Consider the following 17,450-nt stretch of genomic DNA (forward strand, 5'->3'; position numbering starts at 1 on the left):
TACTGTATGGTTTTGACATGATAAGATAAAAGAACTAGCTAAAGAAAGGAGGTGAGAATCTTTTGGGAAGGCGTTACTTCGAATCGGTCAGGTCGCGGAGACCACCGGCTTATCAAAACGAACGATCGATTACTACACATCACTCGGTCTATTAACACCAGAGCGCACCGCGTCTGGCTACCGTCTGTATGACGAATCGGTCATTCATCAAATCGAAAAGATTGAATATTTGAAGTCTCAACGGCTTTCCCTGCAAGAGATTCTTGCTTCTTTTACGGAACGGGAACAAAAAACAGGGGAGACGATTTATCAGGAAGTGAAACAACTTCAGGCGACGGTTGAAGGACTCGAGCAGCGTTTGTTACATTCGACGGACGTCGAAAAACAAGCGATCCGCTTAGAACTGTCCCGGCGTCTGACATTGATTGCTTCCTTGATTGCACAGCTTTAATACAAAACAATGGAGGTGACCCCTGTTTAGGGGATTTTGGATACTATATTATTCATCAATTTATTTTAGTGGTCTTGTTGATTGCGTTGACGGCGTTTTTCGTCGGATCGGAATTTGCTGTCGTTAAGGTTCGGATGTCGCGTTTGGATCAAATGATTCAAGAAGGGAACAAAAGTGCCGTCCTTGCGAAAAAAATCGCGGGCGATCTCGACTACTACTTGTCTGCCTGTCAGCTTGGTATCACGGTCACGGCACTTGGTCTTGGGGCACTTGGTGAACCAACCGTTGAAAAGATCTTGCATCCTGTTTTCGACGACTTCGGAATCTCTGCTGCTGTTTCGACACTCTTGTCGTTCGGTATCGCATTCGTATCCGTAACGTTCTTACACGTCGTCATCGGTGAACTCGCTCCGAAGACGCTTGCGATTCAGTATGCAGAACGCATGACATTGTTGTTTGCCCGTCCACTTTATGTGTTCGGTAAAATCATGTATCCATTCATTTGGTTACTCAACGGTTCAGCGCGCTTATTCCTCGGTCTGTTCGGTGTCAAACCAGCAGGGCACGAACAAGCCCACTCGGAAGATGAATTGAAAATCATCATGGCGCAAAGTTTCCAAAGTGGTGAAATCAATCAAACGGAACTTGCCCTCATGCAAAACGTCTTTGCGTTTGATGAGCACATCGTCAAAGATTTGATGGTGCCGCGGATGCGGATGGAGACGATCTCGGAACGTTTGACGAAAGATGAACTGATGGAAATCTTCATGGATAATCCGTACACGCGTTACCCGGTCACAGAAGAAAACGATAAAGACCGGATTCTCGGATACGTCAACGTCAAGGAAGTCTTGACGGATTATGCGAACGGGAATGAGCATCCGGTAACGCATTATATCAAGGATTTACCGGTTGTTTCGGAAGTGACGTCGCTTCAAGAGACACTTCGCAAGATGAAACGGACCCGGACCCATCTCGTTCTCGTCGTCGATGAATATGGTGGAACGGCAGGTCTCGTCTCGATGGAAGACTTACTCGAAGAAATCGTCGGTGAAATCCGTGATGAATTCGACGCAGATGAAGTCGAGGAAATCGAACAGGTCAAATCGGACGAGTTCTTGCTCGACGGTACAGTCTTGCTCGCTGACTTGGAAGAACGTTTCAACATTCGCTTTACGAATGTCGAAGATGTCGATACGATCGGTGGCTGGATTCAGATGCACAACATCGATCTTCAGCCAGGTGAGCATATCGACACACCAGACTTCTCCGTCGAAGTGATGGAGATGGAAAACTATCAAATCAACCGCGTCAAGATTTGGTTGCATCCAGCTGAACAAGCAGAAGCATAAAATGGTCGGTTCCTCATGGAGGAACCGGCTTTTTTTCATCGCATCAGTCAAAAAATCAAGAATGGACGGATTGTGCGAACTTTCGGCAGTCATGATAGGAGAATGCAGAGAGGAGCGGGAATGTAATCTACAGCTACTTTATTGTTAAATCGCGTCCTATGAAACGAGGAGGTATTCCGTGCTCGAGCAGATTCCATTCTTACTGAGTCGTTTAGGTATGTTAGCACTGTTAGCCTTTTTATTGTCCCAGTGGCGCATTTCCCGATACATATTCAAGATGGACCGCGGAATGAATCTTCCACTGCTGTTTGCATTCGTGTCATCCGGTATTTTGATGAACTACGCAGGAATTGAACTTTCGCAAGATACGACGATTGATCCGTTACTTGGATTAGCCGTCGAAAAGGATGCCCTATTGCTCGATACCCGACTCGCTGTCATCGTGACGAGCGGATTGATTGGTGGACCAGTGATCGGCGGCATCACGGGATGTATAGTCGGTCTACACCGCTACGTACTTGGTTCGTTAGGGGCAGAAGCAGGTTGGATCATCGCCATGCTCGCTGGACTTGCGAGCGGTTGGTATCGAAAACGCTGGCGTTTGCATGATGGTTATGCGCTCGTTCCACCGATCGGTATCGTATTGACGGCATTATTGTTCGAAAGTGGGATTACGTTATTACTTGCCCCCGATACGGCAGAAGCGCTTGATTTGATGAGCCGTGCTGCTTTTCCGTTACTGTTCGCGAACATATGTGGGGTCGTACTGTTCATCATGATCTTACGGACACAACTACGACTCGAAGGCGATCTCTTCGTCCGCCAGACCGAGCGTTCCGATCGTCTATTGCAAGCGTTACAACCTTTACGAAAGCAGGGATTGACTTCGGAAGTCGCGCGGCAGATTGGAGCGACGTTATTGAAGGAAACGAAGATGCAACGGATCGTCGTGCTCGGGGCGACAGAGGTCGTCATCGATATGACGGACCAGCAACCAGCAGTCTGTGGCGAGCAACCGAGACGTGAGGAACAACGATGGATCGAAGCAGAAGAACCCGTCCGACAGGAAGACGAGCAGACGGGACAAATTCTCAGTTTTCATCCGATGCGCATTAACGGTCAAAAGGCAGGTGTCATCTGTTACTTTTCGAAAGACTTATTTGACGACACCGTCGAGCGGATGACGGAACAACTCGTCCGTTTATTAGCACGAGAGCTACACATGCACCGAGAAGATCAGTTGCTCCGGTTAAGTGGGAGAAAGATGAAACCGATGTTACACGTCAGCTATCTAAAAGGGATCATCGAAGAAATCCAGCGGACAGCTGATCCGGGAACTCCTGTGAAACATCAATTGAATGCGCTGCTTCAACTTTTGACGGCAGCGACGCGTCATGATGAACATCCACTACGCGAGGAACTGGCGACCCTGAAGGCCTATTTATCACTAGAAGGAACACGGCGTCGCCCGAATCAACTGACCTCCGCCGATATCACGGTCGATCTTGATATCGAGACCGCTGTTGAAGAATACTTCGTCTTTCCATTCCTTGTGACGCAGCTTGTCGATAATGCACTGCGTCATGCGTTCGTAAAGGCAGGACGACATCACCGGATTGATGTCCGTGCCTTTAGGGCGACGACGGACTGGGTCATCGAAGTCACGGATAATGGACAAGGGATGCCGCTTGCCGTGATGCAACAACTGAATCAACAGGAAGCGGGAGATTCGAACCTGTTCCTGATTCGACGCGCATTAGACGTGACATACGGTCTGACTGCAACATTACACGTCCATTCGATCATCCATCAAGGAACTCGGATCGAAGTGCGATTACCTCTCCCGTCTCTTTAACAACAGTGGCATTTTGCCATTGTTGTTTTTTTGTCTCGTTCCGAGGGTAAATACGAAAACAGGAAAATGTATCGTACAGGAGGAAGCAGATGATGATTACGACAACAGAAGTGGGACAACTAGGTGATCAGTCCTTGTTACGATTCACGTTACAAAATGTGCATGGGCATAGTATCGATATCTTGAACCGAGGCGCAAAAATTCTTGCCATCCGGGTTCCGGATCAGCATGGAATGATCGAAAATGTCGTACTCGCGTTTGACGACCTATCAGAATATCAGGATGATCCGCATCACTTAGGCGCCACGATCGGACGCGTCGGCGGAAGAATTGCGAATGGCGCATTCGCGTTGGAAGGGATGACGTACGTTCTTGAGCAAAATGAGGGTGAACATCACCTCCATGGAGGAAGCGAAAATTGGGCGAACCGGATGTTCACGCACGAAATCAACGACGACAAACTTGTTCTACGTTTAGATAGTCCGAGTGGTGAGAACGGCTATCCGGGTCACTTGTCGTTCACGCTGACGTTCGAATGGACGGATGAGAACGTCCTGCATATTCATTATGAAGCGGAGACGACAGCTTCGACACCATTCAGTCCGACGAATCATACGTACTTTAACTTGACGGGTGAAGCAAAAACGACGATCGAACAGCATCTGTTACGAATGGATGCACCTTTTTATGTTCCGTTGACAAAAGATGCGGTACCGACCGGTGACATTCTCCCGGTAACAGACACCGTCTTTGATTTTTCGGAAGCTCGTCCGCTACATGAAGTGACACACGCACCAGACGAAGAGTTGCGTCAAGCAGGTAGTGGGGTCGATCATCCCTTCCTGCTTAGAGAGAATGGAGAAATCGTTCTCGACGAACCAATCAGCGGGCGGCGATTGCGCGTCGTGACGGATCAACCGGGAGTCGTCGTCTATACCGCTAATCATTTGTCGGGCGAGTTTACGATTTGCGGAAGACGAGCAACTCCATACCTCGGCATCTGTTTTGAGACACAAGGATTACCGGATGCGATCAACCAACCGAATTTTCCTTCCGTCGTCTTGCATGCCGATGAGCACTATCATAAGCGTACTTCATTTCATTTTCAGATGATGTCATGACGTTTCTTGCGATTTCCACTTCTGTATATGGTAGGATAAAGCGAGAAGAATCTAACGGAGGCTAAGGAAAATGACTAAAATAGCATGGGTGACCGATAGTATGGCCTATTTCACGAAGGAAGAGGCAGAAGCGATCGGCGTCAATGTCGTACCGATTCAAATCTTACTCGGTGATACGGCGTATCAAGAGAATGCGATCACGGTCGAACGACTGTTCCGTGCCCTAGATGCGGACAAAAAGCTGATTGCCAAAACATCACAACCAATTTTTGGAGAGTTCGTCGGAACATACGAACGCTTGAAAGAAGAAGGCTATGACTGTGCGATTGCAGTGCACTGTACGAATGGATTATCGAGTACCGTCCAAAGTTCAGCATCAGCAGCAGAAGCAGCCAGCTTCCCGGTTCACATCATCGACTCTCATACGGCGTTTGAGAACCAACAGGAATTCATTCGTTACGGGATGGAGCTTGCGGCACAGGGGAAATCCGTCGAGGAAATCGTCGCTGCCTTACAAGCGTTGACGAAAAAGACCCACTTCTATATGATCGTCGGTAATATGGAGACGATGCGTCGGGGTGGACGTGTCTCATCAGGAGATCTGTTCCTTGCGAACTTGCTTAGCATCAAACCGATCATCACGACGGATGAAGCCGGAAAAATCGTGCCATTCAAAAAAGCACGTTCTTTAAAGAAAGCTTACATCGAGATGGTCAAACAAATCGACGAATCGATGCGTCAGCATACGTTCTACAAGAACCGGATTTATGTTGCGACGACGATGGCACCGGAAATGGCAGCGGAACTGCGGCAACAAGTCGCAGCGAAGTTCCCGGATTTGACGATTCTCGAAGGCACGTTCGGACCAGCAATCGGGACGCATGCCGGAGCAGAGACGGTTGGTCTATTCTGGATGAATGATTAAACTAAAGCGGATACGACAAGAGGCGATGGATTTTTCCGTCGCCTCTTGTTTCGTTCAAGCTGTAAGTGTGATTCCAAGGAAAGCTGCAAGAATTCCGAAACCGTAGCTCGAGATGAGATAGAGGGTGAGCACTTTACGATTTCCGTCCTGAAATAGCTGCAATGTCTCGATTTTAAACGTTGAGAATGTCGTAAATGATCCGAGGAAGCCGGTACCTAAGAGTAACGTCCATGTCGTATCGAGATGCGCCCCGATGACGAGTCCAAGTAAAAATGAACCGAGTATGTTAATCAGGAACGTCGCCAGTGGAAATTCGCGTTTCCAAAACGTCTTCATCCATTGACTGACGGCAAAACGACTGATGGCACCACAAAAAGCACCGATGGCAAGAGCGAGTAGCGTCATTCACTCACGTCCTTTCGTCACGTGACGCAGTCGTCGTGTTCCGAGCGCGTAACCGACATAAGACAGGAACAAACCGCCGAATAGGCTGACGAGTACATAGAGGAACGCGTCCGCTAAATGACGTTCGTTGAGTAAGGTCACGGTCTCGACGCTGAATGTCGAAAACGTCGTAAATGAGCCGATGAAACCCGTGCCGATGGCTGTGATCGCATATTGATGTAAGAGTTTCGTTCGAAATAAAAAGTGTGTCGCATAGCCGAGAAGAAAACTCCCGATCAAGTTGATGACAAGCGTTGGCCACGGGAAAGGACCAGTCGTCAAGTCGCTAATCAACAGTCCGAGCCCATAACGCGCAGAGGCACCCAGTACCCCCGCGAAACCAACGAGTACATACAGCATATGAATCCTCTTTTCTGAAAAAAGTCTACGTTAACCGTACTCCCACTCTCAAGAAAGCGTCAAGAAAAAAAGTCACTGGAGGGACTTAACGAATGAAATCTTTCTGCCGATGAACAACTGTATGACTTTAATAAGGTGAAGGAGTTTGAACAAGATGGTATCTGCCCTCGAGCAACAAAGTACAAAGATTTTGTCCCGCCTGATTGCAACGTTAATTACGATCGCGCATCCATTGATTTTCTTATTTGCGCAAATGAATTACGTCCCAATCAGTGTGTTTTATCAGTTTTTAGTCGGTGGTTTGATCTTGACGGTCGCGTTGCTTGTGGGTAACCGCCTACTTGGACATCGTCCGAGCGGGAAGTACGTCCAAGTGACATTAACGTATTTCGTCCTCGCTCTGGTCTTGATGACGTTGCCGTCGCCGAGCATTTGGACGATCGTCTATCTCTACTTGACGATTTCAATCGTTTATTTGATTCCGCGCTTGGTCATTCTCGCCGGAATCCTTGGACTCGTTGAGATGGCAGTATTCACTATGCTTGGAACGATTGTCTTTACGAATACATTCGACTTGATTGTCGCCTATGTCATCTATTTGATGATTTTCTCAGCGGCTGTTTTTGTCGCTGTCTTTGGACGGAACGTCATGTTAGCCGTCCGCCAAGAACAAGAACGGTCGGAAGCCTACGCGGCAACGTCGCAAATTGCTCTCGAACAAACGGCGGCAACCGCAACGGAAGTAACGACGTTCACGGAAGAGATGAGTGAAACGGTCGACGCAGCGAAGGATTCCTTCAGTCAGGTTGATCTAGCGATGCAACAGCTGGCAGATGATGCAGCAGGAAGCGTTCAAGCGATTCGTGAAATTCGCCAATTGAACGACCAGCAAGTCAATCGGATGGAGGATGTGACCGTTTCTGTCGACCACGCACTCGAGCGCAGTTCGTCCTCGCGAACGACAGCCGAAAAGAGCAGGCAGACAATTGGTCTTGCCGGACAATCCTTACAACAATTGACGACGAGCATGGATGAGTCGGTCACGTCGTTCGGACAACTCGCTGGACGTTTTCAGGAAATCGTCGCCATCACGTCGAGCATTAATGCGATTGCGGCACAAACGAACCTGCTTAGTCTTAACGCGTCGATCGAAGCAGCTCGTGCGGGTGAGTTCGGAAAAGGCTTTACGGTCGTTGCGCAAGAAATTCGTAATCTATCAGCACAGACGGCAGAAGCGTCGAAGGAAATCAATGCGATCATCGAACGTGTTGATCAGGACGTTACGCAAACCGGCAACTCGATTCATGCCAGTACGACATTACTACGTGAGCAGGAAGAGCGAATGGCCGAGAGTCAGTTAGCGCTACAGACGATTGAGATGGATGCAACGGAAGTCGTCGGTTCGATCCAGTCGGCGCAGACCCAGTTCGCGACGATGACGAGTAGTCTTACTGCTATCACGACAGCAACCGGTCAACTCGACACGTTCATGAATGCCTTGCTTTCACAAAGTGAGTCATTATCCGGTTTGACACGTCATCAAGTTGGGCAGGTCATGGAACTGCAGCAGGCGATTCATGCCTTGAATGAGACAGCATCCACCCTTCAACAAACGAATGCTTAACGAAACAGCTCTTCATCGATTGATGGAGAGCTGTCGTGTATCTTCAGACTGTTTGTCGTTGTTACGGACGGGGAAGAATATAGGGAACGATTATCGAAGGAGGAGTCAACGGATGAAGGCAGCTTACATTGAACAGTATGGTGGATCGGAACAATTTAAGGTCGGAGAACTGGAAAAGCCAGTCATTGGACCGGATGATGTTTTAATCGAAGTCTATGCCGCGAGTGTAAACCCGGTCGATTGGAAACTACGCGAAGGATACTTGCGTCAGATGTTGAGCTATGAGATGCCGCTCGTCATCGGTTGGGACGTTGCCGGTGTGATTCAGGAAGTAGGAGAAAACGTCTCCGATCTTCAAGTCGGGGACGCTGTCTTCAGCCGTCCGGAAATCGCTCGTCAAGGAACGTATGCCGAGTACGTCGCGGTCGATGCACATCTTGTCGTCAAAAAACCAGAATCGCTCAGTTTCGCAGAAGCAGCGTCTCTGCCACTCGTTTCGCATACAGCGTGGCAAGTCATGTTCGAAGTGATGGATGCGAAGCCGGGTGACCGGATCTTCATTGGTGCCGGATCAGGGGGCGTCGGAACGGTTGCGATTCAACTCGCAAAAGCGAACGGTTTGTACGTCATCACGTCAACAAGTACAAAAAACGTTGACTGGGTAAAAGCACTTGGAGCCGACGAAGTCATCGACTACAAACAGGAAAATCCGGCGGATCGTGTTCGCGACGTCGATTTTGTATTTGACACGATGGGTGGCGACAAGCAAGGGGAACTGTATCAGATGCTGAAACCAAATGGCATGCTCGTCTCGATTTCCACACCACCCGATGAAGAACAAGCGAAGCAACATAATGCACGTTCTGCGTATGTCTTCATGCAACCGACGGGTGAGCGTTTACAGCATATCGCTAAAGCGGTCGAACGTGGTGAGCTACAACCTGTCGTTGATCGGATTTTTGATCTGGATCAAATCAAGGAAGCACATGATTATGGCGAAGAAGGGCACGCAAAAGGCAAAATCGTCATCCGAGTCAAAGGAGAATAAGGAGAGGAGGGCGCTGAAATTAGCGTTCTCTTTTATTTTTGTCAATCTTTTTATCGAACCATAAACAAAAAATAACCTGGTTAAAAAAGTGTAAAGGATAAGGGGTTGCTTCTTCCTATACTAAGGCTATCAGACGTGAGTCAGCCACATTAAAAGGAGGAAGTAACATGAAAAAAGGATTGAAGTGGGCAGGAATCATCGTGATCGGCGTAGTCATTTTAGGAAACCTAGGAAATGACGAAGAACAAGCAACACCGGAGAAAAAAGTAGAAGTCGAACAAGAAGCAGTCAAATCAGAAGCAAAACCAGTGAAAGCAAAAGCAGTTGCGAAGCCGGTCAAGAAAACGTACGGGGTGAATGATCAGGTAAAGGTCGGGAAACTGACGTACGTCGTCAACGACGTCAAGATGGTCGATACCTTATCGAACGTCCTCGGCGAAAAGAAAACATCAGGACAATTCTTAGTCGTCGGTCTGACGATTCTAAACGGAGATAAGGAAGAGCGATTCGTCGACAGTAACATGTTTAAAGTCAATGTCGGCGATACAGAATACTCAGCCGATACGGAACTCGATCTTTATGCGAATGAAGACGGGATGGGCTTCTTCTTAGAGACGATCAACCCGAATATCGAGAAAACCGGCAACATCGTCTTCGAATTACCGAAACAGGTGAAAAATCCGAAGCTTGAGGTCTCATCTGGCTTTGGCTGGGCAGGTGGACAATCAAAAGAGATTCAATTGACACGTTAATAGCGAGCATAGAAGGAGCTGACTCCAAAAGTCAGTCTCTACAAAGATAAGGGTGGCAGAATGATGATCTGCCACCCTTATCTCGTAAAAAAAAGAATGACGCGTCACACGCCACTCCTACAGGAAAAAGCGCATTATGCGTTGTCAGAGACAAACAAGACCCGCTTTCCTGCTTGAATGAAGCAGGAAAACTGGCTTGTGTCTCGCCTGAGGAAAGGGCGTGGAAAGACAAGTCATTCTTTTTTTGAGTCGGCCCCTTATTGTTACCGTCCTGATTGTTGGATCGAGAGTTCAGGCGTTAATCGATCGAGTAAAGCGAGCGTCTCCGGATGAGAGGCAAGCGTCTGGTCGAGCGCGCTTCGTTCGGTCTCTAAACAAGCCAAATAACGTTGAACCGCTTCAGCGTGCGTTGCGGGTGTCAGGACGTCGTAGATTGCTTCAAGAGCAAGGCGTGGATGGTCTGGCAATGTCGTCGGAATCGTCTTTAATCCGAGTTGTGCTCGTTCAGGAGCATGATGATGGAGTAATACTTTTGCGAACTTGATCAAGGCACTACGGAGCATCTCGACTGCCCATAAGTCATTTCCCCGTGCTGCTGCTTTTTTATATTGGAACAAGAACCAGACGGCATCGATTGCTTCATCGGTCGCTTCTTGAGCAGAAAGTGTTAAGTCACATGTGTCGGTAAAGTCCGTCAACTGTTCCTGTGGATCATATAAGACACGCAATTGATCCTTATGGTTCAGCGAATCAAGCGTCACCGTGAATAAATCAATATGTAGCAGATCATCATAGACGACGATCATTTGTGGAGCGATGATATCGATCTCATCTTTCCAGATGATTGAACGATAGGCAGAAAGATGGGACAAACGACGCGATAAGAATTTCGTTTGACGTTCTTCCGAGACGAGACAGTACAGATCGATGTCTGAATGGACATCTTCTTCTCCCCGTCCAAAAGATCCTTTCAAGAAGATAGCTTCGACTGCAGGATCTTGTTTGAGTCGAGCAACCAGTTGCTCGATTGCATGAAGTTGATGCATGAGGACTCATTCCTTTCCGAAAACAGAAGTCTATTACGTCAGTATACGTGATAATAGACAGGTTTTTCCATAAAAAATGAGAAATCACATTGAAATGGATTCCTCATTGAGAAGCAGAAGCGAGTTTTTCTTTATGTTCAAGATGGAGGACATGTTGTTCCCCCCATGCATTGATCGCGTCAAGGACTGGGATGAGCGTCCGACCATAATCCGTCAGAGAGTACTCGACACGGGGGGGGACTTCTTGATAAATCTCGCGATGGACGATATCGTTCAGTTCGAGCTCACGCAGTTGAGCCGTCAGCATTTTTTGCGTAATGTTTGGCAATTGTCGTTTCAATTCACTGAAGCGGAGCGTTCCGTGTGTAATCAAGACGAGTAAAATCGACGGCTTCCATTTTCCGGTCAAGATTTCGAGTGCTGTCTCGACCCGACAGCTTGGTGTCTCTTCCATCTGTCTTCCTCCTTCATGGTATCGTTTAGGATACTATACCACTTATTCGTGCCTACTTCCGCTTCGATCGCTTCCGCGTAATAATAGGGATACGAGCTATTTCATTGAAGGAGGAAACAAGATGTCCATTCATCCACAAATCACACTCGGTCCTGTTCGCTTGCGTATCACGGACCTCGACCGTTCGATTTCATTTTATACAACGTCACTCGGATTACGCGTGCTAACGCAAACGGATCAGTTGACGGTGCTCGGCGCACAAGATACACCACTCGTTGAACTTGAAGTTCATCCGAATGCCCGGCGTTTTCCACCGAACTCGGTCGCCGGATTATATCATTTTGCGATTTTGCTACCGAACCGAAAAGAACTTGGTTTCGTCATCCGGAATTTGATTGCACAAGGGATCGAGATTGGTCAAGGCGACCATCTCGTCAGTGAAGCCTTTTACCTATCGGATCCAGATGGGAACGGGATCGAGATTTATGCCGATCGTCCACGTGAGACGTGGACGTATGAAGCTAATGGTGACGTCAAAATGACAACGGATCCCGTCGATTGGCAAAGCATGCTCGTCGAAGCGGGAGAAGAAGATTGGTACGGCATGCCGAACGATACGGTCATGGGACATGTCCATTTCCACGTCAAGACACTCGAAGCGGCGCGGGCCTTTTATGTCGACACGCTCGGCTTTGAGGTTGCCGCTGACGCTTCGCGGATGCGTGCCTTGTTCGTCGCTGCCGGCGGCTACCATCATCATATCGGTCTGAACGTCTGGTCTGGAGTCAACGCACCGACGAATCCGGAAGATGCGGTCGGACTTGTTTACTGGACGCTGCGTTATCCGGATCAAGCGACGCTTCAAGCAGCAATCGAAACATTAAAGTCTTCTACTTATGCTGTTACCGATGATGCGGGCGATGTTTATGTTACCGATGATGCCGGAATCACTGCTCGATTGACAACGTAACCGAAAAAAATCCCCTTACAGTGAAAACACTGTAAGGGGATTTTTGGTTTACCGTGAAGACGACGTCGCGTTACCGTCGTACCGGCTGATCAGTTCATACGGTCTGACTTTATATAAGGCATGCGGGAAGTAATGGGGATCCATCGCATCAAGCGTCCGCAACTGGAAGTGTTCCCGTTTGATATACTCACTCAGCGAGTCACGTGTCAGCGGGAAGAAGCCGACGTCCGTCGTCTCGCCTTCTTGTGTTGCGAGTTCACCACCAACGGCTTTCCCACGGAAGCAGACACACAGGACGTGACTTGAGACATTTTGATAGATACCGGTGATGCCATCGATTGTGACATCAACACCGGTTTCTTCTTTGACTTCCCGTTTAATGGCGTCAAGAATCGACTCGTGATTTTCGACTTGTCCACCCGGCATCTCATACGTATCACCCCGGTGGAGGTTGCGGACGAGCAGGACTTCACCGGCATCGTTCGTGATGTACGCGGTCACGCTGACGATCGCGCGAGGGGGAGCATACGTACCGGTCGCTGTCATGAAATCTTCATAGGATTTGATATAGAGGTTTTTGCCGAGGCGCGCGCGCTTCTTCATCGCTTCGCGACGTAAAGCACTGTTGCGGACATCACGATCGACTTGTTCGTAATGTTCACGGTCGCGATATTCCCAAATGGCGATGACTTCATCTTCTGCCTCGGTCACCCAGCGACCAACAAGACGGGCACCATGGCTGACTTGGAGCGGGTACAAATAGGTATGGAAAAACTCAGTGAATTCTTCTAGGCGTTCGGGACGAATCGTATAGGTCTTCCGGCGATGTAACATGGAAATTCCTCCTATCAGATGAGCGTTCAGATGTACGTTGTACCCCTTCTCGAACGGACGGATGAAACCCTTTTTCTCGATGTGGGAAAAGGATTTTTTATTGAACGGTTGCGTATACATGTCATCCGGTCTACGTGACTTTAAATCATCGATGATGATCTCTTTTGATCGGAAAAGTATAACTAAAGAAGAACTTAAGAAATGGATAGGGCTCAACTTCAGAAAAATCGGGGATACTGAAAATAGAGAGAAACAGAAAGAAGGGATACGTGATGGATATCATGGCACTCGTCCGCCTGGCTGGCGGAATCATGTTCACCCCATTGTCGGACGATGTCTTGATGATGAGTTTTGCAGCACTTCGATTACGAGAGGGGATGTACCCGGTCGTCATCTGGTTGACCGCATGGCCGGTCTTCTTCATCGCCTTTACGTGGTTTTATCTACTTGCTCGGTTCTTCCGTGAGATTCCGCTCGTCAAACGCTGGATGAAATCACGTTTCTTAGAACGAGCAGAAACGATCATTGAACGACGGGGATTATGGGCAATCGGACTATCGTTCTTCTTACCCGGCGTCAGACACCCGATTCATTATGTCGCCGGACTCCTCGGTTATCCGTTACCGCGCTATTTAGTAATGACATTCTTAGCAGCAGGCGTGTATACAGGACTCTGGACTTTTTTGATCGTCCGGATCGGAGAAGCCGTGACGTGGTCGGAGCTATGGAACTGGCTCCAGGTGAATCCAGGGATCGTCGGCTCTGTCGTGATCATTGTGATCGGTATTGCCGTCATCGGTATCGTGCATCATCGCCGTCAAAAGGAATCAGTCGAGGAAAGTTCTTCAATATAAAAACATCACACGAGCAAGCGAATCCAGATCAGGATTCGCTTTTTTAGATGAAGTTTGGTTCTATGAATAAGGATAGTTTTTTGAAATAAGAAGTAATCTACAAGAAAAGTGAAATCATTGTCAAAAAAAGACGTTTTTCACTTCTTAAAAGCTACGTGATTTACACACCGTATTGGCAATTTATCGTCACAAGCAAGTGGCTGAAATTGGATTGTAAACGCTTATACTAGGAGGTGTTCACAGAGTGGACATATTTATTGCCAGAGGAGGATACATATGAATCTCATGCAGACGGAAGAGACGGTCAAAAAAGCACCGACTTCTTCTGCTTACCGGACGATTTGGCGGTGGCACTTTTATGCTGGTATCATTTTTGCACCGTTCCTAGTCATGCTTGCTGTGACAGGATCCATTTATCTTTTTAAGCCACAAATCGAAAACGTCCTGTATCAATCGTATTATGAAGTTACACCACAAGCAGATCGCATCACTGCGACGGAACAGATTGATCGCGTCAAAGCGAAGTATCCCGATGCACTTGTCACGTCGTACCGACCGGGTGAATCCGACGATCGATCCAGTGAAGTGAAGGTTTCGTCACCAGATATGTCGGCGACAGTCTTCGTCAATCCGTATTCTGGTAAGATCATCGGAACATTATCTGACGATGACCGGATCATGAATAAAATCGAAGAGATCCACGGGGAACTGATGGCGGGAACGACTGGCGACCGAATCGTTGAACTCGTCGCCTGTTGGGGAATCGTCTTGATCGTGACGGGACTGTTCCTATGGTTCCCGCGTAAGCAAAAGGGACTGTCAGGTGTCTTGTTCCCGCGCCTTCGTCAAGGAAAGAAGTTATTCCGTCGTGACCTCCACGCTGTTCCAGCATTCTGGATCACAGCAGGGATGCTGTTCCTGATCTTGACTGGCTTACCGTGGTCCGGTTTCTGGGGAACGAACTTCCAGTCCCTTGTCACGAACCAAGGGCTTGGTTATCCACCGTCCATTTGGGGTGGGGAGGCACCGACGTCAACACTTCAAACGAAGGATATCGCGGAAGTCCCGTGGGCTGCCGAAACACTTGATGTCCCGCAATCGAAAGTCGAAGGTGCTGTTCCGGCTTCGATCGATGACATCGTTGCAATCGGCAAACAACAAGGGATGGATCCAAGCTTTAAGATCAGTATTCCAAGTGACCCGAGCGGTGTCTATACGCTGTCTGCGTATCCAGCGAAAGCACAGAATGAAGCGACGATCCATCTCGATCAATATTCCGGTGCCGTGCTCGCCGACTATCGTTATGACAACTATGGTATCGTCGGAAAGATCGTCGCGACCGGGATCACACTCCATAAGGGAACGGAATTCGGCTTGTTCAATCAGTTAATTAGTCTGTTGATTTGTCTCGGAATCATTCTCGTGGCAGTCAGTGGTTTCTATCTCTGGCTGAAGCGAAAACCAAGTAAAGGGATGGGGGCGCCGAAAGGACCGAAAGCATTCATGTTGAAAGGATTCCTCGCTGTGCTTGTCGTGCTGGGAATCGTCTTCCCGCTCGTCGGTCTATCGTTGCTCGTCGTCTGGCTGGTCGATTTCCTCGTCATCCGTCGTATTCCGAGTGTAAGGAGGTTCTTCAATGCGTAAATCGATGCAAACATTCGTGCTTGGTGGACTGCTCGTCACGACGACGAGTCTTGCCGGCTGCGCCGTTGATTCTGATGCGGCGGAGCAGTACGCAGTCGTTCATCCGTTATCGATCAAAATGAATATCCCAAAAGACGTACAACCGGACGCAAAGAAAAAGCAAACGTTCGAAGCGACGGTTTGGCGTGAAGCGAAACCGGCTCAAAAAGTCGACTATGTCCACTTCGAAATCTGGAAAGCAGACGGAACAGTCCGCTATAGTATGGAACCGGCAGAAGAGACGAAGCCGGGTGTCTATACGATTGCGAAGACATTACCGAAATCCGGCTTGTATTATGTCAAAGCGCATGCGAGCAGTGAAGGTGCGATGATCATGCCAACACGGCAGTTCATCGTCGGTGAGTTATCGAAAGAAGATTTAAAAATCTTACAAGGTGGAGCAAAACCAGCTGGCGGAAGTAGCGGTCACCATCATTGAAGAATAAGGAAATACAAAATGAGAGGGCGGAATACTATTCCGTCCTCTCATTTTTCGTATAGACGATTAATCGTCATCACCATGATCTCCGTGATCATCCCCGTCATCGTCTCCATGATCGTCTGAATCATCATCTTGATCATCATCTTCTGAGTCATCCGAAGAATCATCGTCATCCGAGTGCTCATCTTCTGATTCGAGTTCCTGTCCATTATAGAACTTGATCTGGACGTGTAACGTTTTGATGTTTGGCAATTGAAGTGCCTGTGCGACTAACGTTAATAATTCTTCTTCCATCATCGATGGTGTGACGAGAAGACGATCTTTTAACGTCGCAACGTCAGTAATACCGATCTCGTCTTTAAAGCGCAATTCTTTCCGTTGATGTTCATTACTGTAACGCCACTCGAACTTTTTCTTATTCGTATCCGTCACTTTGATCATGATTCGTTTGAGTTCTTGATTATTCTGAACCCCGTCGTGATCCGTATCTTCCTGATCATCTCGAGTCCCGTCCTGATCGCTGTCTGCTTTGGTTGGATCAGAACCAAGTTCGAATTCGTCTTCATTCAGAAGCGTATCTTGATCGCGGTCCTCTTCGTTATCTTTGATGCCGTCACGATCTGAATCATTTTTCAGTGGCTGCGTACCCACGATGAATTCTTCTCGTGTCGTCAATCGATCCTTGTCTTGATCTTCTTTATCATCAGAAATACCATCTTGATCGGAATCCTTCTTCAATGGATTTAGATGCGCTGTGTATTCTTGTTGATTCGTAAGTAAGTCGCGGTCTGAATCCTCTTTCCCATCCTTGATTCCGTCGCGGTCCGAATCCAATTTTGTAGGGTTGAGGCGAAGTTGATACTCTTGTACATTCATCAAACCGTCGCGATCGTGATCTTTTGTTGCGACTTGTTTTCCATATCCCAAATGATATTGTTTTTGCCAAGCATCTGGAATCTCATTTTTGTCTCGATCGACTTGCACGACAGGTTTCTTCTTCGCTTTACTTTTTGCTTCGACAGGTCCAACTGCTTGCGAGACGACGAGAGAAGCCAGTACTGCGCCAATAAAAATCCGTTTCATAAATCCACTCCTGTTCTGAATTAAAAAATAAAAGATGCGGTTATAAGAAGATTCTAATGAAAGAATTAGAAGATAAGTCGTCTGTTTCGTAAAACGAGTAAATAAAAACTAAAAAATAATTAAAGTAATGAACGGAGGTATTTCGACCAAAA

The 17,450-nt window shown here is 47.9% G+C and carries 18 protein-coding genes; 12 read left to right on the forward strand and 6 right to left on the reverse strand.

Features of this window, described 5'->3' with window-relative positions:
- Positions 1-82 precede the first annotated feature (82 nt).
- The 5 genes from AC3B4V_RS09945 (at position 83) to AC3B4V_RS09965 (ending at position 5,704) form a co-directional block, all read left to right on the forward strand.
- Entirely contained in the window at positions 83-451 is a 369-nt protein-coding gene (locus AC3B4V_RS09945) for a MerR family transcriptional regulator (RefSeq protein WP_035399153.1), read from the forward strand.
- Between the two features lie 68 nt (positions 452-519).
- The gene (locus AC3B4V_RS09950) at positions 520-1,803 is read left to right on the forward strand and encodes a hemolysin family protein (protein ID WP_488378302.1); all 1,284 of its coding nucleotides are present in this window, start codon (positions 520-522) and stop codon (positions 1,801-1,803) included.
- 178 nt (positions 1,804-1,981) lie between these two features.
- Complete coding sequence (locus AC3B4V_RS09955; RefSeq protein WP_064300525.1) at positions 1,982-3,658, forward strand: LytS/YhcK type 5TM receptor domain-containing protein; 1,677 nt, start codon at positions 1,982-1,984, stop codon at positions 3,656-3,658.
- 89 nt (positions 3,659-3,747) lie between these two features.
- Entirely contained in the window at positions 3,748-4,779 is a 1,032-nt protein-coding gene (locus tag AC3B4V_RS09960; RefSeq protein ID WP_488378303.1) for an aldose epimerase family protein, read from the forward strand.
- Positions 4,780-4,849: 70 nt separating this feature from the next.
- Positions 4,850-5,704 (forward strand): DegV family protein, encoded by an 855-nt coding sequence (locus AC3B4V_RS09965; RefSeq protein WP_058265493.1) that lies wholly within the window; start codon positions 4,850-4,852, stop codon positions 5,702-5,704.
- 54 nt (positions 5,705-5,758) lie between these two features.
- Here the strand turns inward: AC3B4V_RS09965 and crcB (AC3B4V_RS09970) are convergent, their stop codons facing one another.
- Positions 5,759-6,109, reverse strand: coding sequence for a fluoride efflux transporter CrcB (gene crcB, locus AC3B4V_RS09970; RefSeq protein WP_488378304.1), 351 nt, complete (start codon positions 6,107-6,109; stop codon positions 5,759-5,761).
- Complete coding sequence (crcB, locus tag AC3B4V_RS09975) at positions 6,110-6,508, reverse strand: fluoride efflux transporter CrcB (protein WP_064300527.1); 399 nt, start codon at positions 6,506-6,508, stop codon at positions 6,110-6,112. It abuts the gene before it with no gap.
- A gap of 154 nt (positions 6,509-6,662) precedes the next feature.
- On the opposite strand from crcB (AC3B4V_RS09975), the gene AC3B4V_RS09980 reads away from it, so the two are divergent.
- The 3 genes from AC3B4V_RS09980 to AC3B4V_RS09990 all read left to right on the forward strand — a co-directional run bounded on the left by AC3B4V_RS09980 (position 6,663) and on the right by AC3B4V_RS09990 (position 9,932).
- A complete protein-coding gene (locus AC3B4V_RS09980; protein WP_488378305.1) occupies positions 6,663-8,132 on the forward strand; it encodes a methyl-accepting chemotaxis protein in 1,470 nt (489 codons plus the stop codon).
- A gap of 112 nt (positions 8,133-8,244) precedes the next feature.
- Positions 8,245-9,180 carry an NADP-dependent oxidoreductase gene (locus AC3B4V_RS09985; protein ID WP_488378306.1) on the forward strand — a complete coding sequence of 312 codons (936 nt, stop codon included), beginning with the start codon at positions 8,245-8,247 and terminating at the stop codon, positions 9,178-9,180.
- A gap of 167 nt (positions 9,181-9,347) precedes the next feature.
- Positions 9,348-9,932, forward strand: coding sequence for a DUF4352 domain-containing protein (locus AC3B4V_RS09990; RefSeq protein WP_488378307.1), 585 nt, complete (start codon positions 9,348-9,350; stop codon positions 9,930-9,932).
- Between the two features lie 263 nt (positions 9,933-10,195).
- On the opposite strand, the gene AC3B4V_RS09995 is transcribed toward AC3B4V_RS09990, so the two are convergent.
- Positions 10,196-10,978 carry a nucleotidyltransferase domain-containing protein gene (locus AC3B4V_RS09995; RefSeq protein ID WP_133208268.1) on the reverse strand — a complete coding sequence of 261 codons (783 nt, stop codon included), beginning with the start codon at positions 10,976-10,978 and terminating at the stop codon, positions 10,196-10,198.
- Between the two features lie 103 nt (positions 10,979-11,081).
- A complete protein-coding gene (locus AC3B4V_RS10000; protein WP_023466835.1) occupies positions 11,082-11,432 on the reverse strand; it encodes a winged helix-turn-helix transcriptional regulator in 351 nt (116 codons plus the stop codon).
- Positions 11,433-11,553: 121 nt separating this feature from the next.
- Here AC3B4V_RS10000 and AC3B4V_RS10005 point away from each other — a divergent pair, with 121 nt between their 5' ends.
- Entirely contained in the window at positions 11,554-12,402 is an 849-nt protein-coding gene (locus AC3B4V_RS10005) for a VOC family protein (protein WP_488378308.1), read from the forward strand.
- Positions 12,403-12,450: 48 nt separating this feature from the next.
- On the opposite strand, the gene AC3B4V_RS10010 is transcribed toward AC3B4V_RS10005, so the two are convergent.
- On the reverse strand, positions 12,451-13,236 hold the full coding sequence (locus tag AC3B4V_RS10010; protein ID WP_023466838.1) for an NUDIX domain-containing protein: 786 nt from the start codon (positions 13,234-13,236) through the stop codon (positions 12,451-12,453).
- A gap of 272 nt (positions 13,237-13,508) precedes the next feature.
- Here AC3B4V_RS10010 and AC3B4V_RS10015 point away from each other — a divergent pair, with 272 nt between their 5' ends.
- The 3 genes from AC3B4V_RS10015 (at position 13,509) to AC3B4V_RS10025 (ending at position 16,212) form a co-directional block, all read left to right on the forward strand.
- Positions 13,509-14,090, forward strand: a complete 582-nt coding sequence (locus AC3B4V_RS10015) for a DedA family protein (RefSeq protein WP_488378309.1) — start codon at positions 13,509-13,511, stop codon at positions 14,088-14,090.
- Between the two features lie 276 nt (positions 14,091-14,366).
- Positions 14,367-15,734 carry a PepSY-associated TM helix domain-containing protein gene (locus AC3B4V_RS10020; RefSeq protein WP_488378310.1) on the forward strand — a complete coding sequence of 456 codons (1,368 nt, stop codon included), beginning with the start codon at positions 14,367-14,369 and terminating at the stop codon, positions 15,732-15,734.
- The gene (locus AC3B4V_RS10025; protein ID WP_488378311.1) at positions 15,727-16,212 is read left to right on the forward strand and encodes a FixH family protein; all 486 of its coding nucleotides are present in this window, start codon (positions 15,727-15,729) and stop codon (positions 16,210-16,212) included. The genes AC3B4V_RS10020 and AC3B4V_RS10025 overlap by 8 nt, the downstream gene beginning before the upstream one ends.
- A gap of 66 nt (positions 16,213-16,278) precedes the next feature.
- Here AC3B4V_RS10025 and AC3B4V_RS10030 read toward each other — a convergent pair whose 3' ends face one another.
- Positions 16,279-17,298 (reverse strand): hypothetical protein, encoded by a 1,020-nt coding sequence (locus AC3B4V_RS10030; RefSeq protein WP_488378312.1) that lies wholly within the window; start codon positions 17,296-17,298, stop codon positions 16,279-16,281.
- Between the last annotated feature and the right edge of the window lie 152 nt (positions 17,299-17,450).

This window comes from Exiguobacterium sp. E17S (assembly GCF_057772545.1).

Coding starts and splice junctions, on each gene's coding strand:
- AC3B4V_RS10025 (WP_488378311.1), top strand. CDS start 15,727: ATGCGTAAATCGATGCAAACATTCGTGCTTGGTGGACTGCTCGTCACG.
- AC3B4V_RS09985 (WP_488378306.1), top strand. CDS start 8,245: ATGAAGGCAGCTTACATTGAACAGTATGGTGGATCGGAACAATTTAAG.
- AC3B4V_RS09980 (WP_488378305.1), top strand. CDS start 6,663: ATGGTATCTGCCCTCGAGCAACAAAGTACAAAGATTTTGTCCCGCCTG.
- AC3B4V_RS09965 (WP_058265493.1), top strand. CDS start 4,850: ATGACTAAAATAGCATGGGTGACCGATAGTATGGCCTATTTCACGAAG.
- crcB (WP_064300527.1), bottom strand. CDS start 6,508: ATGCTGTATGTACTCGTTGGTTTCGCGGGGGTACTGGGTGCCTCTGCG.
- AC3B4V_RS09960 (WP_488378303.1), top strand. CDS start 3,748: ATGATGATTACGACAACAGAAGTGGGACAACTAGGTGATCAGTCCTTG.
- AC3B4V_RS10005 (WP_488378308.1), top strand. CDS start 11,554: ATGTCCATTCATCCACAAATCACACTCGGTCCTGTTCGCTTGCGTATC.
- AC3B4V_RS10030 (WP_488378312.1), bottom strand. CDS start 17,298: ATGAAACGGATTTTTATTGGCGCAGTACTGGCTTCTCTCGTCGTCTCG.
- AC3B4V_RS10020 (WP_488378310.1), top strand. CDS start 14,367: ATGAATCTCATGCAGACGGAAGAGACGGTCAAAAAAGCACCGACTTCT.
- AC3B4V_RS09990 (WP_488378307.1), top strand. CDS start 9,348: ATGAAAAAAGGATTGAAGTGGGCAGGAATCATCGTGATCGGCGTAGTC.
- AC3B4V_RS10015 (WP_488378309.1), top strand. CDS start 13,509: ATGGATATCATGGCACTCGTCCGCCTGGCTGGCGGAATCATGTTCACC.
- AC3B4V_RS10000 (WP_023466835.1), bottom strand. CDS start 11,432: ATGGAAGAGACACCAAGCTGTCGGGTCGAGACAGCACTCGAAATCTTG.
- AC3B4V_RS09995 (WP_133208268.1), bottom strand. CDS start 10,978: ATGCATCAACTTCATGCAATCGAGCAACTGGTTGCTCGACTCAAACAA.
- crcB (WP_488378304.1), bottom strand. CDS start 6,109: ATGACGCTACTCGCTCTTGCCATCGGTGCTTTTTGTGGTGCCATCAGT.
- AC3B4V_RS10010 (WP_023466838.1), bottom strand. CDS start 13,236: ATGTTACATCGCCGGAAGACCTATACGATTCGTCCCGAACGCCTAGAA.